Source organism: Enterobacter sp. (assembly GCF_977039595.1).
Genome location: NZ_CDRQYH010000003.1, coordinates 81222 through 106449 on the forward strand (window position 1 = coordinate 81222; position 25228 = coordinate 106449).

Below are 25228 nucleotides of genomic sequence, written 5' to 3' on the forward strand. Positions count from 1 at the left end.
AGTCCTTCTCCTTAGCCCAATAGAGTGCGCAAGTGCGCCGCAACGCCGTCCTGCGTTACCGTTGTCTGCTCACCAGAGCGCAGGTCTTTCACCACCACTTCGCCGTTGGCCACTTCGGACTCACCCAGCACCAGTGCAATACTTGCGCCCCACTTATCGGCACGAGCAAACTGTTTTTTAAAGTTGCCGCCGCCATGGTTGGTCATCAGCTTAACGCCCGGCAGCGCATCGCGCACGCGTTCGGCAAGCTGCATCGCCGCAGACTGCGTTTCCGCGCCTGAGGCCACCAGGTATATATCGACAACGGAATCTGCTTTAAATTCCGGATTAACTGCCTGAACCAGCAAAACAAGTCGCTCAAGACCCATCGCGAAGCCAACAGCAGGTGCTGCGCGACCGCCAAGTTGCTCTACCAGACCGTCATAACGACCGCCCGCGCACACGGTGCCCTGAGAGCCGAGGCTCGTGGTCACCCACTCAAACACGGTACGGTTGTAGTAGTCCAGACCGCGTACCAAACGCTGGTTTACGGTGTAGGCGATGCCAGCCGCTTCAAGCAGCTTGCACAGGCCCGCGAAGTGTTCGCGAGATTCTTCATCCAGATAGTCACCCAGCGCAGGCGCATCGTTCAGCAGAGCCTGAACATCGGCGTTTTTGGAATCCAGAACGCGCAGCGGGTTGCTGTACATGCGACGTTTGCAGTCTTCGTCCAGCTTCTCTTTATGCTGTTCCAGGAACGCCACCAGCGCATCGCGGTAGTTAGCGCGGGCTTCCAGAGAACCGATAGAGTTCAGCTCAAGGGAAACGTGATCGGCGATACCGAGGGCGCGCCACCAGCGGGCGGTCAGCATAATCAGTTCGGCGTCGATGTCCGGGCCCTGCAGACCAAAGACTTCCACACCCAGCTGATTGAACTGGCGATAACGACCTTTCTGAGGACGTTCGTGGCGGAACATCGGGCCGATATACCACAGGCGCTGCTCCTGATTGTACAGAAGACCATGTTCGATGCCGGCGCGTACGCAGCCCGCCGTACCTTCCGGACGCAGGGTCAGGCTGTCGCCGTTGCGGTCCTCAAAGGTGTACATCTCTTTTTCAACCACGTCGGTGACTTCACCGATCGCGCGTTTGAATAACGGGGTCTGCTCTACAATCGGCAAACGGATTTCGCTGTAACCGTAGCTGCCGAGCACCTGCTTCAGCGTGCCTTCAATGCGCTGCCAGATGGCGGTTTCGCCAGGCAGATAATCGTTCATGCCGCGGATGGCTTGAATGTTTTTTGCCACGTTTATTCTCTTTCTATATACAAAAAAAACCCAAAGAATGGGTTCAATCATACATGGGAAGCGGCACGCTTCCCATCACGTTATTTTTCAACCTGCTGGATGCTGATACGCTGTGTCTCGTCCATCATGGCGGCTTTGGCGCGGATGCGGGCTTCAAGCTGGTCGATCATGTCGCTATTATCCAGACGATCTTTACGAACGCCATCTTCATAGAGACCACTTTTCTTGTTACCGCCGGTCACGCCCAGGGTTGACACCAGCGCTTCACCCGGGCCGTTTACCACACAGCCGATGATGGAGACGTCCATCGGGGTGATAATGTCTTCCAGGCGTTGCTCCAGGGCATTCACCGTCCCGATCACATCAAACTCCTGACGTGAGCAGGTTGGGCAGGCAATGAAGTTGATCCCACGCGCGCGAATACGCAGCGACTTCAGGATATCGAAACCGACCTTGATCTCTTCGACCGGATCGGCCGCCAGCGAGACGCGTAGCGTGTCACCGATCCCTTCAGAGAGCAGCAGTCCAAGACCGATCGCGGATTTTACAGAGCCGCTGCGCAGGCCGCCCGCTTCGGTGATCCCGAGGTGCAGAGGCTGGTCGATCTGCTTTGCAAGCAGGCGATAAGACTCTACCGCCAGGAACACGTCGGACGCTTTTACGCTGACTTTGAATTGATCGAAGTTAAGACGATCGAGATGATCGACATGACGCATGGCGGATTCGAGCAGCGCCTGTGGCGTAGGCTCGCCGTATTTTTCCTGCAGGTCTTTTTCCAGGGAACCGGCGTTAACGCCAATACGGATAGGGATATTTTTATCGCGGGCGCAGTCCACGACCATGCGGATACGCTCTTCGTTACCGATGTTGCCCGGGTTAATACGCAGGCAATCGACGCCGTATTCGGCCACTTTCAGTGCGATGCGGTAGTCGAAGTGGATATCAGCCACCAGCGGAACGCTGACCTGCTGTTTGATCAGTTTGAACGCCTCTGCGGCATCCATGGTCGGGACGGAGACGCGAACAATGTCCGCACCTACACGCTCTAATGCTTTGATTTGGTTGACCGTCGCTTCCACATCGGTGGTGCGCGTGTTGGTCATCGACTGAACGGCGATAGGTGCCCCATCGCCGATTGGCACATTCCCAACGTAAATCCGTTTCGATTTTCTACGTTGAATCGGAGCCTGGTTATGCATGAAAAATCTCCCGCGTTGCCCGTCTGTTACTGTGCTGCTGATTGTTCGGCATTAACGGTAAGACGTGCAACCTGGTTAGTTCTGATAAAGCGGCTCAGGTCGACAGGTTTTCCTTGATACTGGATCTGTACCGCTGCCGGAGCGCCGATTTTAAGTTTATAAGGAGCCTGGCCGATTAGATTTAACGTGCCATCTTTACGCTGCAGGCCGCTGAACAGTTTTTTACCTGTCGCGTCAGTAACTTCCAGCCAGCAGTCGGCGCTGAAATTCATCACCAGTGCGTTAGGATCGGCTGCTGTCGCAGTATCCGCCGGGCTGGTTGGCAAAGACGCTGCGGTATTGTCTGCAGGCTGAGTAGCCGCAGGCGCGTTCGCCGCCGTATCAACATTTGCCTGAGAAGGGGCAACAACCGCGTTTTGATCCTGAGCCTGCGGCGCAGTGGTATCAGCCGTTGCTGCAGGAGCCTGTGCCGCACCGGTTGCAGACGCGTCTGGCGCTGCGGTCTGTGGTTCGCTGGAGGACGCCGCACCGTCGGTATTCAGCGGCACGCTCTGGGCGTTATCATTTCCGGCCTGGTTGAGTTCAGCAGACGATTGATCGGCCATGGTGGTGATCTCTTCCTGCTGCGCCTTGTGGTTTTGCCACCACCATGCACCGGTCAGACCGATCACCACAAACAGCACCAGCCAGGTAAAGCTCATCAGCCAGCCATCACGTTTTTTACGACGTTTCCCCAGAGAGAAGGTCTGCATCGGCGCAACTTTTGCTGCACGGACCGGCGCCTGCTTCTCCATCATTGGCAGTAATTCGTTTTCGGGGATATGCACCAGTTTTGCGTAAGAGCGGATATAACCGCGCAAGAACGTTGAAGCCAGATCGGCAGGTGCCTTATCTTCTTCAATATCGCGAACCGTGGAAACCTTCAGGCACAAGCGTTCCGCAACGGCTTGCTGGCTGAGTCCGAGTTGTTCACGGGCGTTGCGAAGACGAACGCCAGTGGAGAGTGCTTCATGTTGGTCGTGAGTGGCTTCAGTATTCATTCGCTACAACTACTGGTACGTGAAAAATAAGGGTTCAGGTGCCGGTGAGTCACAATGCTACCCGCACCGCGAAACTTCTGGTCAGTTAACCTTGAACAGAGAGTATAAGACTGTCAGCCCGGAGATGACAGTACAGCCCTGCCCGTACGGCTAAACTGTTGTTACGTCGTTACATACTGCCCGAAACTCGGATGAAACGCACCGTAATTATTGTTCAGTCATCACGAATCTGACTGATTATTCATAAGACTATGCCTCACGGCGCAGATAATGCGCCGTGAGTGCATAATAATCAAACAGCTTTAACCGCGATCGTCTCGCCCTGCATGCGTTTACGCAGGGTACGTTTGGTACGGTCAATAACATCGCCCGCCAGCTGTCCGCATGCGGCATCAATGTCATCACCACGGGTTTTACGCACGATGGTGGTGAAACCATATTCCATCAGCACCTTGGAGAAACGGTCGATACGGCTGTTCGAGCTACGGCCATACGGCGCGCCCGGGAACGGGTTCCATGGGATCAGGTTGATTTTGCATGGCGTATCTTTCAGCAATTCAGCCAGCTGATGCGCATGTTCAGTACCGTCGTTGACGTGGTCAAGCATCACGTACTCGATAGTGACGCGGCCCTGGTTGGCGTTGGATTTCTCCAGGTAGCGACGCACCGCAGCGAGGAAGGTTTCGATATTGTACTTTTTGTTGATCGGCACAATTTCGTCACGAATTTCATCGTTTGGCGCGTGCAGGGAGATCGCCAGCGCGACGTCAATCATGTCGCCGAGCTTGTCCAGCGCAGGCACAACGCCAGAAGTAGACAGCGTGACGCGACGCTTGGACAGACCAAAACCGAAGTCATCCAGCATGATTTCCATCGCCGGAACGACGTTGGTCAGGTTCAGCAGCGGCTCACCCATCCCCATCATCACCACGTTGGTGATAGGGCGCGTACCGGTTACTTTTGCCGCGCCCACGATTTTCGCGGCACGCCAGACCTGGCCGATAATTTCTGAAACGCGCAGGTTACGGTTAAAGCCTTGCTGCGCGGTTGAGCAGAATTTGCACTCCAGCGCGCAGCCAACCTGGGAGGAGACGCACAGCGTGGCGCGGTCTTCTTCCGGGATGTAGACGGTTTCAACACGCTGATCGCCAACCGCAATCGCCCATTTGATGGTGCCATCCGCGGAGCGCTGCTCTTCCACCACTTCCGGCGCGCGGATTTCAGCCACTTCTTTGAGCTTGTTGCGCAGGACCTTGTTGATGTCAGTCATGTCATCAAAATTGTCGCTGCAGTAATGGTACATCCACTTCATGACCTGATCGGCACGAAACGGCTTTTCGCCCATCTCTTTAAAGAACTCGCGCATCTGCTGACGGTTCAGATCCAGCAGGTTGATTTTTCCATTTTTATTGGGAACCGCAGGAATGGCGACTTCGGAGGTATTCACTAATTCAGACATAATATTTACCGGCCTCGTTGTTACACGTTATGGCCCATAGAGGGTTGAATAGAAACGCCCCGGAAAGCGGTCTGCTCGTCCGGGGCGTTGCATTGTACAAAGTCTGGCGCAGGGATGCCACGTCTGGACGCGGCATTTACGAAAATAATGTGTAAACGAAACCGTTAAATTAACGGGTACGTGGACACACTTCGCCTTCAGCGAAGAAGAAAGCGATTTCGCGTGCAGCAGATTCAACAGAGTCAGAACCGTGGGTACCGTTCTCGGTGAAGCTGTCTGCATAATCAGCGCGCAGAGTACCAGCCAGCGCGTTGTCCGGGTTGGTTGCGCCCAGCAGGTCGCGGTGACGCTGCACTGCGTTTTCGCCTTCCAGCACGGAGACCACGATTGGACCGGAGGTCATGAACTCAACCAGGCCGTCAAAGAATGGGCGACCTTCGTGCTCAGCGTAGAAGCCGCGAGCCTGCTCAACGGTCAGGTGCAGCATTTTGGTGCCAACAATTTTGAACCCTGCAGATTCAAAGCGAGCGAAGATGCTGCCAATAACGTTTTTTGCCACCGCGTTTGGTTTGATGATGGAAAAAGTACGTTCAATAGCCATGATAACCTCTGTCAATGTTCTGTTGTTTTGCATACCTGAGTATGGTGTGGCGCGGATTATAATGAGCAATGGCGCCATTGCCTATGGATTCAGGTAACATTTTTTTAAAATAAGACGAGTTTTAGCAACAGCTCACATCAGAAAGCTATTTTCAGGTCACTGCAGCGTAAAATTCACCGTCGCAACCTGCCCGGTCTCATCCATAACGAGTAACTGATAATCACCCGGTTTATCAAGCTGTAATGTGTAAACTCTTCCCTTCACATTCAACGGTTCACCGTTCAAAAACCACCAGCGCTCACCGCTATTGCCGGTCGCCTGAAGCGGCAGCGAAACGCGGGGTTCCCCCGGCAGACGTTTGATGACGGCCCCTTCGCGCACGCCTGTCAGAATGAGTGGCGCAGGTGCGTCCTGCGACAGCGGAGGACAGGTTGTTGATGAAGGAGGGACCCGTACCGCACGACGCTCGGTTGCGGGTAGCCACGGCTCCAGCGGCAGTGGCCAGACATCCAGGACTTTCTCTGTAGCATCCGGGCAATCTGCCGCCACGCGTTTACCTGATTTATCCAGCCAGACCGGGAAACGGATCCCGCGTATGCCTTCCTGTTCGGGCAAGAGCAGCGTGGGCGGTTCACTCCCATCCAGCAGCCAGGTCGACAGGCGACGTCGACAGTTTTCACTGCCTTCCGGCAGCGACTGGCCGCCCGGCCAGCAGATTACGCCCCTCCCGACGCTCTCCGGACGCGGATCGCGCGGCAGGCGGGCTTCGTCTACCGTTGAGCGCGACTGAAGCAGGTTATTGACCTGGTTTAATAGCGGCACCGCGCTGGCAAACCCAAACTGTCCCGCCACGGGCGTACCGTCCGGTCGCCCGGTCCAGATGCCTATCACGTAACGGGCATTCAGACCGATGGCCCAGGCATCACGGTAGCCGTAGCTGGTGCCGGTTTTCCACGCCAGCGGCGCAACCTGCGGTAGCGCATTATCCGGCAGCGGCTGCGCTTCATTGGCCAGAATACGGCGAATAATCCACGCCGAGCCTGGCGATAATAAAGGGCGTTCATTGAGCGGATCGCCCGGCTGCAGGCGCAGCCTTCCCGCCTTACCGTGTCGGGCAAAGGCGCTGTAGGCAGCGGCGATATCTGCCAGCCGCGCGCCTGCCCCGCCGAGGATCAGAGACAGATTCGGCTGCGCCCCCGCAGGCAGGATCAGCGGCAAGCCTGCGTTGCTCAGCATCCCGGCAAATCGTTTTGGTCCGTAGGCTTCCAGCACCTGAACGGCAGGCAGGTTGAGGGAGCGTACCAGCGCTTCACTCATGCTGACCGGTCCATGAAACCCGCTGTCAAAATTCCCGGGACGATAATCACCGGTTTTTCTGGGAACGTCCTGAAGCAGCGAGGCGGGATGGATCAGGCCATCATCCAGCGCCATGCCGTAGATAAAGGGCTTTAACACCGATCCCGGAGATCGGATCGCATTGACCATATCCACGTGGCTGAAACGCGTGTCATCGTTGATATCCACCGACCCAACCCAGCCGCGCACTTTCATATCGGTATGATCGACCACGACCATCGCCAGCGAGCTGCGTGCCGGCAGACGAGATTTCCAGTTCATCGCCAGCTCTTCCAGCTGCCGCTGCAGTCCGGCATCCAGCGTGGTGACTATTTTCGTGGCGCGACTTTTGCCGAGCATCATGCGCGCAAAGAGCGGCGCCAGCTGCGGCATCTGTCGGGGTGCCAGCCATACCGATTCTTCACGGGATTCTTTGACCTGCTTTGCGGACCAGACGCCCTGCGTCGCCATGCGGTCGAGCACTTTATTGCGCGCCGCTTCGGCCCGTTCAGGCCAGCGGTCCGGGCGTAAACGACTCGGTGCCTGCGGCAGCACCGCCAGCAGCGCCGCGTCGGAATAGCTGAGCTGCGACGGCGGCTTGCCCAGATACGTCCAGCTTGCAGCCCCCACACCCTGCAGCGTACCGCCAAACGGGGCGCGGTTGAGATAGAGCGTGAGGATCTCACGCTTGGAAAGATGCCACTCCAGCTGCATCGCCCGCCAGAGCTGGCGAATTTTGCCGCCAACGGTGCGCGGATGCGGGTCCAGCAGTCGCGCGACCTGCATGGTGAGCGTGCTGCCGCCAGAAACCACTCTTCCGGAAGTGAGATCCTGCCAGGCAGCGCGCAGAACAGAAAGCGGGTTTACGCCGGGGTGATCCCAGAACCAGCGATCTTCATACTGAATCAGCGCCTCAAGATAACGGGGAGATACCTCTTCGATCGTCACCGGATAGCGCCAGATCCCATCGCTATCGGCAAAACGCCAGAGCGGCGTGCCCTTCTCATCCACCACCACCCGGGCAGGGTTAACCTCTTTCAGAGGCAACGGCCACAGGCGGTCGGCGGCGACAATTAGCCCCCATAAAACGAGAAGCGCTCCCGCCAGCCAGAGCCAGCGGGAGCGTGTCAAACGTGCCATTCGCATATTACGGAACAACAATCAGCGGGCCACTGGCCGCCCCCGTTGCCCGCCACTGCGGCACATACATGGACTCGACCATCGGAACCGGCACCTGGTAGGTTCCCGGCGTCACGGCGCGCGCCAGATAGACCAGCGTGACCGGCTGACCTTCATTTACCGGCACGGCGGCCACAAAGCGGTCGTCGCGGAATTCCATATGCTGAATGTCCGCCTGCTGCATCTGGCTGAGCAGGTTCTGTACTTCACTACCGCTGTCCTGCAGGCTGGCGCTGCTGCTTGCCAGGTTCTGGTTTTCCAGCTCCAGACCCGCAGGGAGGAGATCCACCACCAGCGCATCCGGCACGTTCTGGCTGGCGTTAACTTCCAGCCACACCAGCACCAGCTCACCGCTCTTCAGGGAAGAGAGTGATTTAGTACTGCCGTCGGTTGCCAGGATATGACGTTCAACCTGCAGCACGTTCGCGCTCGGCTGAGGGGCGTATTCCGGATAGCCGGTGCTGTCCAGACGCACCCACAGCGGAGTCGTGCCGGTATTGGTCACCTGCAGCGCGCCAAGCTGGTCGCCGCTCACGTTTTGTACCAGTGACTTATCGCCGCCTGATGCGGTCTCAGACAGAGAGGTTTTCGCCTGCCATGTACCGGACAAGGTTTGCAGCGAACGTCCGGCCAGGAACAGCGCGTTGCTCTCCTGCGTTGACAGCCAGCGCTGGCTGAAGGCCTGTTCAGACAGAGCATTCAGCAGCGTATTCTGCGCATCCGGCAGCAGCTTGTACTCCTCAAGCAGGGAGAGCATCAGCGCGTTATCGCGAAGCTGGCTGCCGTAATCGGCCATCCAGGTTTTGCTGTCGTTACGCGGTGTTTTGAGCGCCAGATCCAGCGCCTGCTGGCTGCGCGGCGCATCGCCCATCAGCTTGAGCGCCATGCCCAGCTGCATCAGCGGTAGCCCGGACGCCGCCTGAGCGTGACGTTCCCAGATTTCACGCAGCGCGCCCAGCGGTGCTTTTTGCTGACGTGCCAGCACCAGAGCGGCATAGGCCTGCACGGCAAATTTACTGGCCTGAGTATCGTCGCTGTAGCGAATGGACATCATGCCCGGATCCTGCAGGTAGCGCAGCAGGCGGCTATTGGCGTTATTCACCGCATCGGCAGGTACGCTGTAACCCTGCTCGCCCGCGCGCACCAGGAAGTCGGTCACGTAGGCCGTCAGCCAGTACTCTTCCGGACCGTTTTTATCCCACAGCGCGAACCCGCCGTCTTCACGCTGCATCTGCAGCAGACGGGAAATACCGATATCAATGGCGGCACGGCGCTTGTCATCGGTGTCGCCCTTGATGCCAAGTGCAGTAAGCTGCGCCGCGTTGGTGTAGAGCGACGGGAACAGGCCGCTGGCGGTCTGCTCCAGGCAGCCATACGGATAGGCCTGCAGCTCACGAATGTAGCGCGCCAGGTTGAGCGGTGGTTTTCCGCTCAGCAGCAGTTGCCCCTGCAGGGTGGCAGGAGAGAAACCGTTACTGTGCTGCGCCGGTGCGGTCCAGGATTCGCCAGGGTTCAGCATGGCACCGGTATTGACCGTCTGCGCCGGGAACGCCGGACGCACGCCGATTTTCCAGCTCTTCTGCTGTGGCGCAAAGGTCTCGCCCGGAAGCTGCAGGCCGGTAACCTGTGCTGTCACCTCACCGTCACCATAGCCTTCCAGCGCACGCACCGGAATAAAGAGGGTGGTTCGTGCCCCCGGAGGCAGTTGCACCGGCTGCGGCTGCCCGCCTTCCAGCGATAATTTGCCTGTTGCGGTCAGGGCAACGTTCAGCGTTTGCGGCTGGTCGGTCAGGTTGGTTAGATCCAGCGTCAGGCGTGAGGTGTCCCCACTTGCCAGGAAGCGTGGGGTATTAAGCTCGGTAATAACCGGCGCGGCCACAATAATCTTGCTTTCACTGCTACCGAAATCGTCCTCCGTCCAGGCCTGCGCCATCAGACGCAGCTCACCGTTAAAGTCTCCAATCGGCAGCGTAATCGTGCCTTCCTCGTTGGCATCCAGCGTGACCGGCTGTGCCTGCTGGGCAATGATGGTGACGTGGTTCACCGGCGGTTTGCCGCCGCGCTTCAGTTCATCCCCATCGCCACCGAAGCGCAGCGCGGCCAGGCGGCCCTGCCCTTCAATGACCTGGCCATAAATGTCGTAGATATCCGCGCCGTAGCGCTTCTGACCAAAGAAAGCCTGCCAGGGATCAGGCGTCACGTAATCGGTAATGTTCAGCACGCCGCTGTCCACCGCCGATACCAGGACGTTCACCTTCTGCGGCACGGCCCCCTCTTTCACGCTGGCTTTCACCTTCACCGAGAGCGTCTGGTTTGGACGCATTTTCTGTGGGTTATCGAGCGCAATATTCAGGCGACGGTTTTCGTCGCCCATCGGCAGATGCAGCAGGCCGACCGCGCGTTTCGGCGTAGCGGATTTGGATTTATCCCCAGGACGTACCACCAGCGTACTCAGATAAAGATCGTGACGTCTCCAGGCTTTGTCGACCGGGATAGCGAGATCAAGCCCGTTTGCCGGTACGTCGATCTCCTTCCACCACAGCGGCCCTTCGCTGGATTCGATCATCGCATAGCCCTTGCCTGCGGCCGGCGCTGCAATGTGCAGATTAATGGTGTCGCCTGGCTGATAGGCTGGCTTATCCAGCTTCAGCGTCACGCGATCAGGGCGCGCTGCCCCAGTGCCGTCGCTGTTATCCTGCCAGCTATACCCCGCCCAAAAACGCACGCTGCTGACCATCTCATCAGGCGCTTTCACCTCCAGACGATAAGAACCCCACTCCACCGGGAAGGTGACTTTACCCGTCTCATCGGCCTTGAGAGTCAGCTCCTGCTCGCCTTCGACCAGGTCTTTCTGATCGAACTGAGACTGCCAGCCTTCGCTCTCAGACCAGTTCCAGAAGTAGTCGCGGCGCTCGCGGATCAGACGAACCTGTAACCCGGAAACCGCTTTTTTCGCTCCGCTGGCATTGGCATACACGATGTCGAAGCTGGCGTTGCCGTTCTCGTCAACAATCGGTTGGTTGACGGTGGTATCGGTGCGGTAGTCATAAACGGCTTTACTGGCGAACTGAGGGCGAATCCCCGGCAACTCAGCCGCCGGCCAGATAGCCTGCTCAGCACGACGCGTTACCGGACGGCCACCGGACTCCAGCAGGCTGGCCTGCAATATCAGCTGCAGCGGAGAATGCACCTCTTTCCACTGGCTTTCGGTAGAAACCTGCCCACGCCCCTGCTCATCAAGCGTAAGCTGCACTTCATCAAGACTGCGGCTCAGGTTCTCTTCGGCGATATCGCCAAACTGGAAGCCCGGCAGCGCAGACACCGCGTCTCGCAGCGGACGCAGGAAAAGCTGGCCCTGCAGAGAATTACCGTTGGCCGGTGCGCCATAAAGGTAATAGCCCACCACGTTAAAGTCGACGTTATCCTGCGGTGATACCGGCGTTTTTTGTCCGCTCAGGTTGAGCGCCATGCGCTCTGGCATGAAGTCTTCGACATGGAAGTCCCACAGACGCTGCAGGTTATCGCCCGTGTTGGCGCGGATATGCCACATGCCGGTCTGCGCTCCACTGTCCAGCGTATAGTTAAAGCGATAGAGCCCGTTCTCTGGCTTGACGACAATGGTACGCGCGACCTGTCCATCCGGACGCAGCACGTCAAGCTTCACGGGCTGATCCGGAAGTGGCTTACCGTCACTATCGCGCAGCAGGCCGTTGAGGATCACCGTTTCACCCGGGCGGTAGAGATCGCGCGGGCCAAACATAAAGAACTGCTTGCTGTAGCCGGGGCTACCGGCAATATCGAACTCCGCCAGATCGAGCGCCGGTAGCTTGAGGTCAAGCAGCGTGGTCTGGCCGTCTTTACTGGCCAGGATCAGCGCGGCCTCTTTGTTGGTTTCAAGCTTCGCATGGCCGTCGGCATCGCTGTTTGCTTCGGCAAGGGTCTGCCCTTTGTCATTCAGCAGGGTAACGGTAACCCCGGACTGCGCCGCCCCGTTTTCCAGGCTCTGGGTGAAGATGTCCAGGCGGTTATGATAACGGTGAGCGGACAGTCCAATATCGCTTAAGGTAAAGAGCGTCGCGGCGTTGCTGTAGTTGTAGTGCCCGGCCTGGTTCATGACCGCGATATAAACGCCAGACTGCTGGAGCGGTTTAATATCCTTCAGAGGCAATAGCAATTTTTCGCGCGTGTTGCGCGCCGGATTAAGATCGAATCGACCGGTGTAAACCAGTTCCGCCATCTTCAGCAGGTTGTCGGATTCCCAGTTGGTCAGCGAGTTACGGTACTCCCACTGACTAACAAGGGAGGCCAACGATTCAGGCTTCACGCGGTAAAAGTTGACATCGACATTGTTGACGTTGAGCGCCATCACCGGCAGACCTTCCACCACTTTACCCGGCAGCAGCGAGCCGCGGCTGGCAAAACCGACGGTGGGTTCAATGTCCCGGGTGGTCAGGGCTTTCTCATAATTAGTACCAAACGTCGCTTTGTTCAGCGCCTGCAGGCCAGGTTCAACGGTGACGACCAGGTTGCGGTTAGGCTCCAGATGGCGCAGGCGAAGCTCTTTCAGGTTAGGCGCAAGTTCCCACGCCCCGTCAACCTTGCCGCTTTTCTTATCCACGACATGCACTGTTTTCGCGAAATCCTGTTCGGGATTCAGCGGAACAGAAAAGGTCAGCACCAGCGTGGCAGCACCGTCTAGCTGGACTTCAGAGGCATCCAGCAAGGTCAGCGCTTTTCCCTGACTCTGGGCGGCCAGTTTAGCCAGCGTTTCAGCATTGGGCTTTTCCGCGGCTTTTGGTGTGGATGCGGTGGATGCCGCGGGAGCCGCAGCCTGAGATTTATCGTCGCTGTTATCACAGCCGACAAGCGTAAACGTGGTAAGCAGCGCAAGAGAGAGCGCGGCTAAGCGAAACGGTTTCATCCTTTGTCCCTGGCCCAGGGGGCCTGTTGGTCGTCGTCCGGATAAGTATTATCCGCAAGTTTCATTAATTCAAAAAGTCCAATTTTAGAGTCTGGAAAGCGCCTCGCAGAATGGCATCACGCCGCTACGCCGTGATGGAACCGCGATCACAAGACATAACGTCACATGTTACTTTCCAAGTCATTTGTTTTTAAAACAATAAGATAGCTGGATAAACGTGCCTGAAGACTGCTAGTTTTATGACCATGACGCACCCCGAGTGCGCGGTTCAATAAGAGAGAAAGCCATGAAACGAGCCGTGAACGCCCTACAAAATTTCGGAAAATCATTGTACGGACCGGTACTTATCTTACCGATCGTCGGTCTGTTTATCGCCTTTGGTAACGTGCTGGGTAACGGTAATCTCGCGGAGTACCTGCCGTTTCTTGGACATCCTCTGATTCAGCATACTGGTCAGCTTATCGCGAAATCTGCCGTGTCGGTGCTGGTTAACCTGGCACTGGTGTTTGCCGTCGGTATTCCGATTGGCCTGGCGACGCGTGATAAAGGCTATGCCGCACTGATTGGCCTGGTCACCTTTATCGTGTTCATCAACGCCATGAACGTCACGCTGCAGCTGCAGGGCGCGCTGGCGCCAGTTGCCCAGATGAAAGCGGCCGGACAGACAATGGTGCTGGGCGTGCAGGTGCTGGAGATGGGGGTCTTTGCCGGGATCCTGACCGGAGCGCTCTCCGGATATCTATACAATAAATACTCCGGCGTACAGTTTAACGGCGCGATGGCGATTTACTCCGGCCACTGTTTTGTCGCCATTGTAATGCTTCCGGTCTCCATGCTGCTCGGCGTGGTGATGAGTGAACTGTGGCCGTTTGCCCAGCACGGCATCAGCGCCCTGGCGCTGGCCATCAAAGGTTCCGGACCGTTTGGCGTGGCCATCTACGGCTTCCTGGAACGCATTCTGGTTCCCACTGGCCTGCACCATCTGGTTTATACGCCGTTTCTCTATACCGAGCTGGGTGGTACGCAGGAGGTGTGCGGCGCAACCTATCAGGGCGCGCGCAATATCTACTTCGCCGAGATGGCTTGCCCGAACGTGAAGCAGCTCAGCAGCACGGTGGTGTGGGACGCGCGCGGCATCAGCAAAATGTTCGGCCTGCCTGCCGCCGCGCTGGCGATGTATATGACCGCAAAGCCGGAGCGTAAAGTCATTGCGAAAGCCATTCTTATCCCCGCGGCGCTGACCTCGCTGCTGGTCGGCGTGACCGAGCCGATTGAGTTTTCATTCCTCTTCGTCGCCCCGCTGCTGTTCGTGGTGCACGCGGTGCTGACCGGCATCGGCATGATGCTGTTCTCGCTGCTGGGCGTTCACGCCATCGGCGCCAACGGGATTATCGACTTCATCCTTTACAACCTGCCGCTCGGCACGGAGAAGTCCAACTGGCCGATGTACATCGTGGTGGGGCTGATCGTGTTTGCCCTCTACTTCGTGGTGTTCCGCTTCCTGATCCTGCACTTCAACATGAAAACGCCGGGCCGTGAGGATGACGACAAGGAAACGCGCCTTTACAGCAAGCAGGAATACCAGGCGAAGGGGAATAACGACGGGCTGGGTGAATCCATCGTGGTAGGTCTAGGAGGCCGGGAAAATATTCAGGTCGTGGATAACTGCTACACCCGCTTACGCGTCACGGTGAAGGACGTCGCCATTATCGACGAGCCGCGGCTGAAGGCGACCGGCGCGAAAGGGATTATCAAACAAGGTAACAACGTTCAGGTGGTCTACGGGCTGCACGTCAAAAAAATGCGAGAAGCCGTTGAGACGTTTCTCTGAAAGGAGCTAAAGATGTTTACACCCCCATTCATTCTGTCGATTGCCGGCGGCGGCAGCACCTACACGCCGGGTATTGTGAAAAGCCTGATGGTGCGCCTGCAGGATTTCCCTCTGGCCGAAATCCGCCTTTATGACATCGACGAGGCGCGTCAAAACACCATTGCGCCCGTCGTCGAGAAGGTGATTCGCGACCACAGTCAGAGCATCAAATTTACCGTCACCAGCGATCCGGAAGTGGCCTTCAGCGGCGCGCATTTCGTCTTCGCCCAGATGCGCGTCGGCCAGTATAAAATGCGCGAGCAGGATGAGAAGATCCCGCTGCGTCACGGCGTGGTGGGCCAGGAAACGTGCGGACCCGGCGGGCTTGCCTACGGCCTGCGCACGATCCTGCCGATGGTGGAGCTTATCGATCTGGTCGATCGCTACGCGCATGAAAAAGCCTGGATCGTGAACTATTCCAACCCGGCGGCGATCGTCGCGGAGGGCGTGCGGCGTCTGCGCCCGAACGCGAGGGTGCTGAATATCTGCGATATGCCGGTGGCCGCGATGCGCAATATGGGGGCAATTCTGGGTGTCGATCGCCACAAGCTGGAGGTCGACTACTTCGGCCTGAACCACTTCGGCTGGTTTACCCGCGTGCTGGTGGACGGCGAAGACAAGCTGCCCGAGTTGCGTAAGCATATCGCAAAGTTTGGCCTGCTGACGGAAGACGCGGCTAAAACCGATCCGCAGCATTCCGATCCTTCATGGGTGAAGACCTGGCGCAATATCAAGCCGATCATGGACAACTTCCCGGAGTATCTGCCAAACCCGTATCTGCAGTACTACCTGATGCCGAACCAGATTGTGGAGCATCAGAACCCGGACTATACCCGCGCCAATGAAGTGATGGACGGACGTGAGAAAAAGCTGTTCGCCGCTGCCGAAGAATATAAGCGAACCGGGATCCTGCCGGATGCCTTCCACGTGGGCGTCCACGGCGAGTTTATTGTTGATGTCGCCTGCTCGCTGGCCTTTAACCTGCGCAGCCGACATCTGGTAATGGTGGAAAACCGCGGGGCGATCGCCAACCTGCCGTACGATGCCGTGGTGGAAGTGCCCGCTTATATCACCTCCGAAGGCCCGGAACCGATTCGCGTCGGTCAGGTGCCGCTGTTCCATCAGACCCTGCTGCAACAGCAGCTCGCCTCGGAACAGCTTCTGGTGGAGGCGACCATCGAGGGCAGCTATGAGAAAGCCCTGCAGGCGTTCACCCTCAACCGCACCGTGCCGACCATGGAACATGCGAAAGCGATTCTTGACGAGATGATCGAGGCCAACCGCGACTACTGGCCTGCGCTGCAAAAAGCCTGGCAGGACGGCGAACCGATGAAAAAATAGGGGCTTGCTCGCGAGTTGAACGTGGTTTGCTTGTCGGTGTCAGAAAAAACACCGACAATCCTTTTTTACGGAAAAGAATGGAGGCAACCCATGTCCACCTCATATTTTGTCGCTGCCGACTGGCTGATTGAGCACGGCGACGATCCGGAAGTTCAGATTATTGACGCGCGTATGGCCCCTCCGGGACAAGAGCATCGTGACGTGCCCGGTGAATACCGTGCCGGGCATTTGCCTGGCGCGGTATTTTTTGATATCGAAGCCCTTTCCGATCACAACTCTCCCCTGCCGCACATGCTGCCGCGCCCGGAAGCGTTTTCCGTGGCGATGCGCGAGCTGGGCATCAGCAAAGATAAGCACCTCGTTGTGTATGATGAAGGTAACCTCTTCTCCGCACCGCGCGCGTGGTGGATGCTGAAAAACTTCGGCGTAGAAAAAGTCTCGATTCTGGCGGGCGGGCTGGCGGGCTGGAAGCGCGACGAGCTGCCCCTTCAGCAGGGTGACGTAACGCTGCCGGAAGGCGAATTCGATGCGACCTTTGACACCCACGTGGTGAAACGCCTGACCGACGTGCTGGTCGTGAGCCATGAAAAAACGGCGCAAATCGTTGATGCCCGCCCTGCTCCGCGCTTCAATGCCCAAGCGGATGAACCGCGTCCGGGGCTGAAGCGCGGACATATTCCGGGCGCGCTGAACGTGCCGTGGGGCGATCTGGTGTTTGAGGGCGAGCTGAAAACCACCGACGAGCTGCGCGCTATTTTTGACCAGTCAGGGGTTGATTTACATCGTCCGATTATTGCCAGCTGCGGTTCCGGCGTGACGGCCTGCGTAGTGATTCTGGCGCTCGCCACGCTCGGCGTAAGCGACGTCACGCTCTACGACGGCGCCTGGAGCGAATGGGGTGCGCGAGACGATCTGCCTGTCGAACCCGCGAAATAATGGATAACCGCCTGGCCACGCTTTTAACGCGCGGGGCGTCGCTGACCCGCGCGGAGTATCGCGTCCTCGCCCACCTCACGGAGCATCCGCTGCTGGTGGGCAACATCACGGTTCGCGAGCTGGCGCAGGCGACGTTCGTTTCTACCGCCACTATTATGCGGCTGTGCCAGAAGCTGGGGTTCAGCGGCTTTAGCGAGTTTATCTGGCACTGCAAGCAGCTGCTCTCCGACACGCCGCATATTGCCGCTCAGGCGCAGTCGCGTCCTGAACTCCCGGTGCTGTTTAATCAGTTTATCGCCAACTATCAGCATACCTTTCAGTGGGTTACCCAGGTGAAACGCCAGCAGTTTGCTAACCTGCTGCGCCAGAAAGAGAGTTTCTTTCTCTACGGCGCCGGGTTTTCTTATCTGTTTGCGGAGTACCTGACCAAGAAGCTGCAGGTACTGGGCAAAACGGCGTTTATTTCCGGGCCGGGAGACAGCCGGAATATTTTCCTCAGCAACGCCGCCCGCTATCAGGTGTTTATTGCCGTCTCGCGCAGCGGCGAAACGGAACAGGTGCTGGATAAAGCGCGGATAGCCAAAAACGTCGGTATGACGATCGTCGCGTTTACCCGCGCCTCCGCCAATACGCTGGCGGGAATGGCGGACGTGCATTTTGCTCTCTATGACGAAGCGGTACACTTCGCCGCCGAAGCGGCAGGGGTGACGTCGTTTGAGTCGAATCTGGTGCTGCTGATGGATTTACTGCTGCTGGAAGCAACGGGGTGATATTCACCCCGCCGTAATCAGATGATGCGGTTAGTTTTGAGATCGCGCAGGAAACCGCCCCAGCGACGCTCGTAGAACGGGGTGATGTGCTCGGTTATAAAGTGGCTGATACCCTTCTCACCGTTTTTCACCTGGCAGATATCAATCGGCTCATCGCCTGGCAGCGTGTCGGTTGCCACGCTGCCCGTCGCCTGAATGATTTCGTCGATATCGCCATCGGCTTCAATACCGATCAACAGCACCGGCTGTTCGTCCGCACGCTCTTTAATGGAGCAGAGAAACGCGCGCCGGACGGGCTTGAGCGTTTTGAACAGCGTCGTCAGGGAATCAATCATCTGCGCGGGTGGCTCGGCCACCTCAGAGAGCAGCAGCGTTTCGCCCCCTTCCAGCACTTCCTGCGTGCTGAGCGGGTTGCCCTCTTCGCCAATCAGGTGGCTGATTTCACGCGGCGTAAACTCTTTCCCGGTCGGCAGCTTCGCGTTGAGGAATAGCGTCTGGCCGAGCGTCATTTCAAACAGGGTACGCACCGGCATCACCACGAACGCCTGTTCGTCTTCTACCGCTTTCTGAAGCGCTTCCAGCGAGGTGAAGAACGGGATCACCGACGTGCCGTCGTCTTTCTCCCAGTGCAGCAGATCCAGCGCGCTGTCTTCTACGACCTGCTCACCTTCCGCGGCGATACCCGGCACCCAGACGGTGGATTCCAGCAGGGTGCGGAAAAATGCCGGACGGTGGGCGGGCTCGGTCGCCGCCTGCTCCAGCAGGGTTTCTAATTCGTTTTTGGTTTCGGACATAGCAATTCCAGATGATGCATTTCCCCCTCCCCCCGGCCCTCTCCCCGTGGGAGAGGGTTAGGGTGAGGGCAATGAAGATTACTCAGCCGTCAGCAGGTTCGCCACGGTACGCACGCCCAGACCGGTCGCGCCCGCGGACCACTGCTCAACCGCCGCTTTACGGTAGGTTGCGGAGCAGTCAATGTGCAGCCAGCCTTCGTGATAATTCTCAACGAAGTGGGACAGGAATCCTGCTGCGGTGCTTGCACCCGCCGGGTACGCCGCGCTGGCGGTATTGTTCAGCTCGGCAAAGTTGGACGGCAGCTGGCTGCGGTGGAACTCGGCGAGCGGCAGACGCCAGAACGGTTCGTTTTCCGCAGCGGCGCTTGCCAGCAGGCGAGCAGCCAGCTTGTCGTCAAAGCTGAACAGCGCATGGTAATCGTTGCCCAGGGCGGTTTTCGCCGCGCCGGTCAGGGTCGCCATGTCGATGATCAGCTCAGGCTTCTGGGCAGACGCGTCGATCAGGCCATCGGCCAGCACCAGACGGCCTTCGGCGTCGGTGTTCATCACCTCAACGTTTTTACCGTTGCGGTAGCGAATGATGTCGCCCAGCTTGAAGGCGTTACCGCTCACCATGTTGTCCGCGCAGCACAGATACAGCTTCACGCGCTTTTTAAGACCGCGGGTGATGGCAAACGCCAGCGCGCCGGTGATGGTTGCCGCACCGCCCATGTCGGACTTCATGGAGTCCATGAACGCGCTCTGCTTCAGGCTGTAGCCGCCGGTGTCGAAGGTGATGCCTTTACCTACCAGGCAGGCAAAGACTGGCGCTGCTTTATCGCCGGTTGGGTTGTAATCCAGCGCCAGCAGGACCGGAGGACGCTCGGAGCCGCGGCCCACGGTGTGGATACCCATGTAGTTCTGCTCGCGCAGGTCTTCACCCTTGGTGATGCGGTAGGACATTTTGTCGCCCGCCACGCCGCACAGCAGGTCAACCGCGCGCTGCGCCAGCTGCTCAGGGCCTAACTCTTCCGCCGGAGCGTTAATGGTGTCGCGCACCCAGTCGATGATTTGCAGGCGGCTTTCCAGCTCTTTTTGACCGGCTTCGTCGAGGTTCGCCCACTCAATTTTGCGGCTGCCTTTCGGCCCTTTGTAACCCGCCCAGAATGCCCAGCTGCGGTCGGTGTCCCAGCCTTCACCTTCCAGCGAGACATGCTTAATGCCCAGACCGTCGATTTTGCGGGCAGCACGCTGGATCAGACCCAAATCGTCGTTGCCCGTCAGGTGCAGGGTAATACCGTCGTTGTTGATGCTGTAGCTGGCTTTCTCGCCCCAGCGCGCGTCGGCGGGCTGCGTAGAGAGCGTAATCTTCATCGCTTCGGTCATTTTATTTTTCCTTATTAGCAACTAGCAAACGGGCCGCCTGAAGGCAGCCCGTTTTGTTATTTATTCTGCTTCATCTAACCAGACTAACAGAATCGCCTCCAGAATTTTTTCATTGGATGCGTTTGGATCGTCGTCGAAATCCTCTAAATCGCAGATCCACTGATGCATATCGGTGAATCGTACGGTCTTCGGATCGAGATCCGGGTTCGCGTCGTAGAGCGCTTCGCCGATTTCACGGCTGTCTGTCCACTTCAGTCCCATATTAATGCTCGCGTGCGTGGTTGATGGTGTAGCGTGGGAATTCCACGACCAGATCTTCATCGGTCACCGCGGCCTGGCAGCTCAAGCGGCTGTCTGGCTCCAGACCCCATGCTTTATCCAGCATGTCGTCTTCATCTTCGGTGCTCTCGGCGAGAGAGTCAAAACCTTCACGCACGATGCAGTGGCAGGTGGTGCAGGCACAGGATTTTTCACAGGCGTGTTCCACTTCGATACCTGCACGCAGGGCTACATCGAGAATGGTTTCACCGGTCTTCGCTTCCAGAACAGCGCCATCCGGACAGAGGTCCGCATGAGGCAAAATAACAATCTTTGGCATATTAAACCTCGTCCACGGACTGGCCTTTCAGCGCGACGCGGACAGATTTGTCCATGCGGCGAGCAGCGAAGTCCTGGGTTTGTTTATCAACGTTTTTAATGGCTTCTTCTATTGCGTCAGCGTCATTGCCTTCGGCCACGGCGCTTAAGCGCGCGGCAGCGTCGTCAATCACCTGGCGCTCAGCGGCGCTTAACAGCGCGGCGTCGGCAGCGAGCGCGCCGTTCAGGCTCTCCAGCACGCGTGCGGCTTCCACTTTTTGTTCCGCCAGCATACGCGCCTTCACATCCTGCTCGGCGTAGCTCATTGAGTCCTGAATCATGGAGGCGATTTCGCCATCGGTCAGGCCGTAGGATGGCTTGACCTGAATGGACGATTCCACGCCGGTGGATTTTTCCATCGCCGTGACGCTCAGCAGACCGTCGGCGTCCACCTGGAAGGTGACGCGAATGTGCGCCCCGCCCGCAGGCAGCGCTGGAATTCCGCGCAGCGCAAAGCGCGCCAGAGAGCGGCAGTCCTGCACCAGCTCGCGCTCGCCCTGCATTACGTGGATGGACATCGCGGTCTGGCCGTCTTTGAAGGTGGTAAACTCCTGCGCGCGCGCCACCGGAATGGTGGTGTTACGCGGGATCACTTTCTCCACCAGGCCGCCCATGGTTTCTAAGCCCAGCGACAGCGGGATGACGTCCAGCAGCAGCATTTCGCTGTCCGGCTTGTTGCCAACCAGAATATCGGCCTGGATCGCGGCGCCCACGGCAACCACTTTGTCCGGGTCGATGGAGGTTAGCGGCGTGCGGCCAAAGAATTCGCCCACGCGCTCACGCACCAGCGGCACGCGGGTCGAACCGCCCACCATGACCACTTCCAGCACCTCGTTCGCCTCAACGCCCGCATCTTTCAGTGCGCGACGGCAGGCCAGCAGGGTGCGTTTAACTAAAGGCGCAATAAGTTCGTTGAACTGGTCGCGGGTGATCTCTCCCTGCCAGCCCGCAACGTTCACACTTACGGACTGCGCATCGCTCAGGGCGATTTTGGCGTCAATGGCCGCATCCAGCAGTTCACGCTGTACGCGCGCATCGCTGCGATCGCTGATGCCCGCCTGCTCGCGGATGTAGTCCGCCAGCAGGTGGTCGAAGTCATCGCCGCCCAGCGCGGAATCCCCGCCGGTCGCCAGTACTTCAAACACCCCGCGGCTCAGGCGCAGGATAGAGATATCAAACGTCCCGCCGCCGAGATCGTAAACCGCGATCACCCCTTCCTGACCGGAATCGAGGCCGTAGGCAATCGCCGCCGCCGTCGGTTCGTTCAGCAGACGCAGCACGTGCAGGCCCGCCAGACGCGCGGCGTCTTTGGTGCCCTGGCGCTGTGCGTCGTCAAAATAGGCCGGAACGGTAATGACTACGCCGTCCAGATCGCCGCCGAGCGTCGCCGTAGCGCGCGCCGCCAGCGCTTTGAGGATGTCGGAGGAAACGCGAATCGGGTTCAGCAGACCGGCCGCGGTCGCAATCATCGGCAGGCCGTTTTCACTGGCCTGCAGCTGATACGGCAGATGCGGGTAGCGGGTCTGAATATCGGCCAGCGAGCGGCCCATCATGCGCTTGACGGAGCTGATGGTGTTGGCCGGATCGCGCGCGGCGTTAGCGCGGGCGTCATAGCCTACCGCGTGACCCTGCTGCTGGTAGTGGACCACGGAAGGCAGCAGATGGCGCCCCTGCTCGTCGGCCAGCGTTTCCGCCTGGCCGCTGCGCACGGTCGCCACGAGGGAATTGGTGGTGCCCAGATCGATACCCACCGCCAGACGACGCTGGTGCGGTGCGGCACTTAAGCCAGGCTCACTAATTTGTAATAAGGCCATAATTGCTTCCGAAATTAAAAATCGAGCAGCTTTTCTTCGAGTTGTTCAGCACTGCTTCGCAGTTTATCGAGAAAACGGAGTTTGCGCACAGTGTCTGCCGCCACATCCCAGGTCTCGTTGTTCAGTTGCTCCACCATCTGCTGATGACGGGTATCGAACATGCCCTTCACGCGCGTGATAAAGCTTTCCAGACGCGCTTCGTCTTTGGCCTGTTCAATCTCATCGAGCTCTTCGCGAAGCTCCAGCTGCTCCATCAGAAACGCCGTGTCGCGCACGGTGTGCTGTTCGCTCGCCAGATCAAAACCGTGGAGCGAGAGCAGATATTCAGCGCGCGCCAGCGGGTGGCGCAGCGTCTGCCAGGCCTGGTTGATGGTGGCAGAGTGGGAAACCGCAGCCAGCTGCTCTGCCTGAGTACCGCTCGCGAATTTGTCCGGATGGTACTGACGCTGCAGATCCTGAAAACGGATCGTCAACGCCTGGAGATCGATCGGGTATTGAGCGGGTAGTCCGAAGAGAGTGAAGTAATCCATAACAATCTCAGGGGTAGCCTGTTAGAACAAACCCCACGCGCAGCGGGTAACGCCACGGTGGGGTTTCGGATGACGCGCGGTTAAACGTGGAAGCTTTCGCCGCAACCACACTCGTCTTTGACGTTCGGGTTCGTGAACTTGAACCCTTCGTTCAGGCCTTCTTTAACGAAGTCCAGCTGAGTGCCGTTGAGGAATTGCAGGCTTTTGCCATCGACCACCACCTTCACGCCCTTGTCTTCAAACACGGTGTCGTCAGACGCCGGTTCGTCAACAAACTCCAGTACGTAAGCCATACCAGAACAGCCGGAGGTACGTACGCCCAGTCGCAGGCCAAAGCCTTTACCACGGTTCGCCAGAAAAGAGCTTACTCGCGCGGCAGCGCTGTCGCTAAGGGTAATCGACATACTCAAACCTCAATTATTTTGCTTCACGTTTGCTTTTGTAATCCGCAATGGCGGCTTTGATCGCGTCTTCTGCCAGAATTGAACAGTGAATTTTCACCGGTGGCAGTTCGAGTTCTTCAGCAATATCCGTGTTCTTAATTGCCTGTGCTTCGTCCAGAGACTTGCCCTTAACCCATTCGGTAACCAGGGAGCTGGACGCAATTGCAGAACCGCAGCCGTAGGTCTTGAAGCGCGCGTCTTCAATGATACCTTCATTGTTGACTTTAATCTGCAACTTCATCACGTCGCCACACGCTGGCGCACCGACCATGCCGCTTCCAACAGATTCGTCGCTGTTGTCAAAAGAGCCAACGTTGCGTGGGTTTTCGTAATGATCGATGACTTTTTCGCTGTATGCCATGATTGAATTCTCCTTATGTACCGATTAGTGATGTGACCATTCAATGCTGTTCAGATCCACGCCCTGCTTGAACATTTCCCACAGTGGAGAAAGGTCGCGCAGACGGCCAATGGAGTTGCGAACCAGCTTGATGGTGTAGTCAATCTCTTCTTCGGTAGTGAAACGACCTAAAGAGAAACGGATAGAACTGTGTGCCAGCTCGTCAGTCATACCCAGCGCACGCAGCACGTAGGATGGCTCAAGGCTTGCAGAGGTACAGGCAGAACCGGAAGAAACCGCCAGGTCTTTCAGCGCCATGATCAGCGATTCGCCTTCAACATAGTTGAAGCTGACGTTGAGGATGTTCGGTGCGCCCTGCTCGAGATCGCCGTTCAGATACACTTCTTCCATATCTTTCACGCCATCCCACAGACGGTTACGCAGCGTGCGCAGGTGTGCCATCTCGGTTTCCATCTCTTCTTTTGCAATGCGGTAGGCTTCGCCCATGCCCACGATCTGATGAACAGGCAGCGTACCGGAACGCATGCCGCGCTCGTGACCGCCGCCGTGCATCTGTGCTTCGATGCGGATACGTGGTTTACGACGAACGTACAGCGCGCCGATCCCTTTCGGACCATAGATTTTGTGGCCGGAGAAGGACATCAGGTCCACTTTCAGCTGGCTCAGGTCGATAGGCAGTTTGCCCACGCTCTGAGTCGCGTCCACATGATAGATGATACCGCGCGCGCGGCACATTTCGCCGATGGTCGCGATGTCCTGCACGACGCCGATTTCGTTGTTAACGTGCATGATGGAGACCAGAATGGTGTCATCACGCATGGCCGCTTCGAGCTCTTTCAGATCGATAATGCCGTTGCTCTGTGGCGCCAGATAGGTGACTTCGTACCCTTCACGCTCCAGCTGACGACAGGTGTCCAGCACGGCTTTGTGTTCGGTTTTGCTGGTGATGATGTGCTTGCCTTTTTTCTGATAAAAGTTGGCTGCACCTTTGATCGCCAGGTTGTCGGATTCGGTCGCGCCGGAGGTGAAAACAATTTCACGCGGGTCGGCACCGACCAGGTCAGCAATCTGATTACGGGCGATATCAACCGCCTCTTCAGCATGCCAGCCAAAACGGTGTGAACGGGAAGCTGGGTTACCAAAGTTTCCGTCCAGGGTCAGACACTGCATCATTTTCTCGGCAACACGCGGGTCCACCGGCGTGGTTGCGGAGTAGTCGAGATAAATCGGTAATTTCATTGCTCTATAAACTCCGTACATCGCTTCAATGCAAGGAATCAGGCAACCGGCTGGATGTACGACCGAGTACACGGGGCGAGTCTTCGCCCCGGCCTGATTCTGAAATACT

General features: G+C 57.8%; 20 protein-coding genes. 4 read left to right on the forward strand and 16 right to left on the reverse strand.

The window, feature by feature from the left end; translation table 11 throughout:
- Window positions 1–11: 11 nt before the first annotated feature.
- The 7 genes from hisS to ACWYRJ_RS01910 all read right to left on the reverse strand — a co-directional run bounded on the left by hisS (window position 12) and on the right by ACWYRJ_RS01910 (window position 13020).
- A complete protein-coding gene (gene hisS / locus ACWYRJ_RS01880; RefSeq protein ID WP_032622984.1) occupies window positions 12–1286 on the reverse strand; it encodes a histidine--tRNA ligase in 1275 nt (424 codons plus the stop codon).
- Between the two features lie 80 nt (window positions 1287–1366).
- The gene (gene ispG, locus ACWYRJ_RS01885; protein WP_047173885.1) at window positions 1367–2485 is read right to left on the reverse strand and encodes a flavodoxin-dependent (E)-4-hydroxy-3-methylbut-2-enyl-diphosphate synthase; all 1119 of its coding nucleotides are present in this window, start codon (window positions 2483–2485) and stop codon (window positions 1367–1369) included.
- Window positions 2486–2511: 26 nt separating this feature from the next.
- Window positions 2512–3525: a cytoskeleton protein RodZ gene (gene rodZ / locus ACWYRJ_RS01890; RefSeq protein WP_111965151.1), complete on the reverse strand. Its 1014-nt coding sequence runs from the start codon at window positions 3523–3525 to the stop codon at window positions 2512–2514.
- Window positions 3526–3817: 292 nt separating this feature from the next.
- Window positions 3818–4984: a bifunctional tRNA (adenosine(37)-C2)-methyltransferase TrmG/ribosomal RNA large subunit methyltransferase RlmN gene (locus ACWYRJ_RS01895; protein ID WP_014171168.1), complete on the reverse strand. Its 1167-nt coding sequence runs from the start codon at window positions 4982–4984 to the stop codon at window positions 3818–3820.
- A 169-nt stretch (window positions 4985–5153) separates the two neighbouring features.
- A complete protein-coding gene (gene ndk / locus ACWYRJ_RS01900; RefSeq protein WP_003860625.1) occupies window positions 5154–5585 on the reverse strand; it encodes a nucleoside-diphosphate kinase in 432 nt (143 codons plus the stop codon).
- A gap of 156 nt (window positions 5586–5741) precedes the next feature.
- Window positions 5742–8066: a peptidoglycan glycosyltransferase PbpC gene (gene pbpC / locus ACWYRJ_RS01905; RefSeq protein ID WP_455507315.1), complete on the reverse strand. Its 2325-nt coding sequence runs from the start codon at window positions 8064–8066 to the stop codon at window positions 5742–5744.
- A gap of 1 nt (window position 8067) precedes the next feature.
- Window positions 8068–13020: an alpha-2-macroglobulin family protein gene (locus ACWYRJ_RS01910; protein WP_455507316.1), complete on the reverse strand. Its 4953-nt coding sequence runs from the start codon at window positions 13018–13020 to the stop codon at window positions 8068–8070.
- Window positions 13021–13306: 286 nt separating this feature from the next.
- Between ACWYRJ_RS01910 and ACWYRJ_RS01915 the strand changes: the two genes are divergently transcribed.
- From ACWYRJ_RS01915 to ACWYRJ_RS01930, 4 genes are all read left to right on the forward strand, one after another.
- Complete coding sequence (locus ACWYRJ_RS01915) at window positions 13307–14851, forward strand: PTS transporter subunit EIIC (RefSeq protein WP_115876002.1); 1545 nt, start codon at window positions 13307–13309, stop codon at window positions 14849–14851.
- Window positions 14852–14863: 12 nt separating this feature from the next.
- Window positions 14864–16231 (forward strand): 6-phospho-alpha-glucosidase, encoded by a 1368-nt coding sequence (locus ACWYRJ_RS01920; protein WP_455507317.1) that lies wholly within the window; start codon window positions 14864–14866, stop codon window positions 16229–16231.
- A 90-nt stretch (window positions 16232–16321) separates the two neighbouring features.
- Entirely contained in the window at window positions 16322–17167 is an 846-nt protein-coding gene (gene sseA, locus ACWYRJ_RS01925) for a 3-mercaptopyruvate sulfurtransferase (protein WP_455507318.1), read from the forward strand.
- On the forward strand, window positions 17167–17937 hold the full coding sequence (locus tag ACWYRJ_RS01930) for a MurR/RpiR family transcriptional regulator (protein WP_136195563.1): 771 nt from the start codon (window positions 17167–17169) through the stop codon (window positions 17935–17937). Before sseA ends, ACWYRJ_RS01930 begins: the two co-directional genes overlap by 1 nt.
- A gap of 17 nt (window positions 17938–17954) precedes the next feature.
- Here the strand turns inward: ACWYRJ_RS01930 and sseB are convergent, their stop codons facing one another.
- The 9 genes from sseB to iscS all read right to left on the reverse strand — a co-directional run bounded on the left by sseB (window position 17955) and on the right by iscS (window position 25119).
- A complete protein-coding gene (gene sseB / locus ACWYRJ_RS01935; RefSeq protein ID WP_149366376.1) occupies window positions 17955–18731 on the reverse strand; it encodes an enhanced serine sensitivity protein SseB in 777 nt (258 codons plus the stop codon).
- Window positions 18732–18809: 78 nt separating this feature from the next.
- A complete protein-coding gene (gene pepB / locus ACWYRJ_RS01940) occupies window positions 18810–20096 on the reverse strand; it encodes an aminopeptidase PepB (RefSeq protein ID WP_047173878.1) in 1287 nt (428 codons plus the stop codon).
- A gap of 60 nt (window positions 20097–20156) precedes the next feature.
- Window positions 20157–20357, reverse strand: a complete 201-nt coding sequence (gene iscX, locus ACWYRJ_RS01945; protein ID WP_003860650.1) for a Fe-S cluster assembly protein IscX — start codon at window positions 20355–20357, stop codon at window positions 20157–20159.
- Window position 20358: 1 nt separating this feature from the next.
- Complete coding sequence (fdx, locus tag ACWYRJ_RS01950) at window positions 20359–20694, reverse strand: ISC system 2Fe-2S type ferredoxin (protein WP_003860652.1); 336 nt, start codon at window positions 20692–20694, stop codon at window positions 20359–20361.
- 1 nt (window position 20695) lies between these two features.
- Window positions 20696–22546, reverse strand: coding sequence for a Fe-S protein assembly chaperone HscA (gene hscA, locus ACWYRJ_RS01955; protein ID WP_249576266.1), 1851 nt, complete (start codon window positions 22544–22546; stop codon window positions 20696–20698).
- A gap of 14 nt (window positions 22547–22560) precedes the next feature.
- On the reverse strand, window positions 22561–23076 hold the full coding sequence (gene hscB, locus ACWYRJ_RS01960; protein WP_024908642.1) for a co-chaperone HscB: 516 nt from the start codon (window positions 23074–23076) through the stop codon (window positions 22561–22563).
- 80 nt (window positions 23077–23156) lie between these two features.
- The gene (iscA, locus tag ACWYRJ_RS01965) at window positions 23157–23480 is read right to left on the reverse strand and encodes an iron-sulfur cluster assembly protein IscA (protein WP_003860659.1); all 324 of its coding nucleotides are present in this window, start codon (window positions 23478–23480) and stop codon (window positions 23157–23159) included.
- A gap of 13 nt (window positions 23481–23493) precedes the next feature.
- Window positions 23494–23880, reverse strand: coding sequence for a Fe-S cluster assembly scaffold IscU (gene iscU / locus ACWYRJ_RS01970; RefSeq protein WP_003860661.1), 387 nt, complete (start codon window positions 23878–23880; stop codon window positions 23494–23496).
- Between the two features lie 24 nt (window positions 23881–23904).
- A complete protein-coding gene (gene iscS, locus ACWYRJ_RS01975) occupies window positions 23905–25119 on the reverse strand; it encodes a cysteine desulfurase (protein WP_455507319.1) in 1215 nt (404 codons plus the stop codon).
- Between the last annotated feature and the right edge of the window lie 109 nt (window positions 25120–25228).

Excerpts from the sequence above, each read along its gene's own strand:
- ispG (WP_047173885.1), bottom strand. The coding sequence starts at position 2,485 with ATGCATAACCAGGCTCCGATTCAACGTAGAAAATCGAAACGGATTTAC.
- rodZ (WP_111965151.1), bottom strand. The coding sequence starts at position 3,525 with ATGAATACTGAAGCCACTCACGACCAACATGAAGCACTCTCCACTGGC.
- ACWYRJ_RS01895 (WP_014171168.1), bottom strand. The coding sequence starts at position 4,984 with ATGTCTGAATTAGTGAATACCTCCGAAGTCGCCATTCCTGCGGTTCCC.
- ndk (WP_003860625.1), bottom strand. The coding sequence starts at position 5,585 with ATGGCTATTGAACGTACTTTTTCCATCATCAAACCAAACGCGGTGGCA.
- pbpC (WP_455507315.1), bottom strand. The coding sequence starts at position 8,066 with ATGCGAATGGCACGTTTGACACGCTCCCGCTGGCTCTGGCTGGCGGGA.
- ACWYRJ_RS01910 (WP_455507316.1), bottom strand. The coding sequence starts at position 13,020 with ATGAAACCGTTTCGCTTAGCCGCGCTCTCTCTTGCGCTGCTTACCACG.
- ACWYRJ_RS01915 (WP_115876002.1), top strand. The coding sequence starts at position 13,307 with ATGAAACGAGCCGTGAACGCCCTACAAAATTTCGGAAAATCATTGTAC.
- ACWYRJ_RS01920 (WP_455507317.1), top strand. The coding sequence starts at position 14,864 with ATGTTTACACCCCCATTCATTCTGTCGATTGCCGGCGGCGGCAGCACC.
- sseA (WP_455507318.1), top strand. The coding sequence starts at position 16,322 with ATGTCCACCTCATATTTTGTCGCTGCCGACTGGCTGATTGAGCACGGC.
- ACWYRJ_RS01930 (WP_136195563.1), top strand. The coding sequence starts at position 17,167 with ATGGATAACCGCCTGGCCACGCTTTTAACGCGCGGGGCGTCGCTGACC.
- sseB (WP_149366376.1), bottom strand. The coding sequence starts at position 18,731 with ATGTCCGAAACCAAAAACGAATTAGAAACCCTGCTGGAGCAGGCGGCG.
- pepB (WP_047173878.1), bottom strand. The coding sequence starts at position 20,096 with ATGACCGAAGCGATGAAGATTACGCTCTCTACGCAGCCCGCCGACGCG.
- iscX (WP_003860650.1), bottom strand. The coding sequence starts at position 20,357 with ATGGGACTGAAGTGGACAGACAGCCGTGAAATCGGCGAAGCGCTCTAC.
- fdx (WP_003860652.1), bottom strand. The coding sequence starts at position 20,694 with ATGCCAAAGATTGTTATTTTGCCTCATGCGGACCTCTGTCCGGATGGC.
- hscA (WP_249576266.1), bottom strand. The coding sequence starts at position 22,546 with ATGGCCTTATTACAAATTAGTGAGCCTGGCTTAAGTGCCGCACCGCAC.
- hscB (WP_024908642.1), bottom strand. The coding sequence starts at position 23,076 with ATGGATTACTTCACTCTCTTCGGACTACCCGCTCAATACCCGATCGAT.
- iscA (WP_003860659.1), bottom strand. The coding sequence starts at position 23,480 with ATGTCGATTACCCTTAGCGACAGCGCTGCCGCGCGAGTAAGCTCTTTT.
- iscU (WP_003860661.1), bottom strand. The coding sequence starts at position 23,880 with ATGGCATACAGCGAAAAAGTCATCGATCATTACGAAAACCCACGCAAC.
- iscS (WP_455507319.1), bottom strand. The coding sequence starts at position 25,119 with ATGAAATTACCGATTTATCTCGACTACTCCGCAACCACGCCGGTGGAC.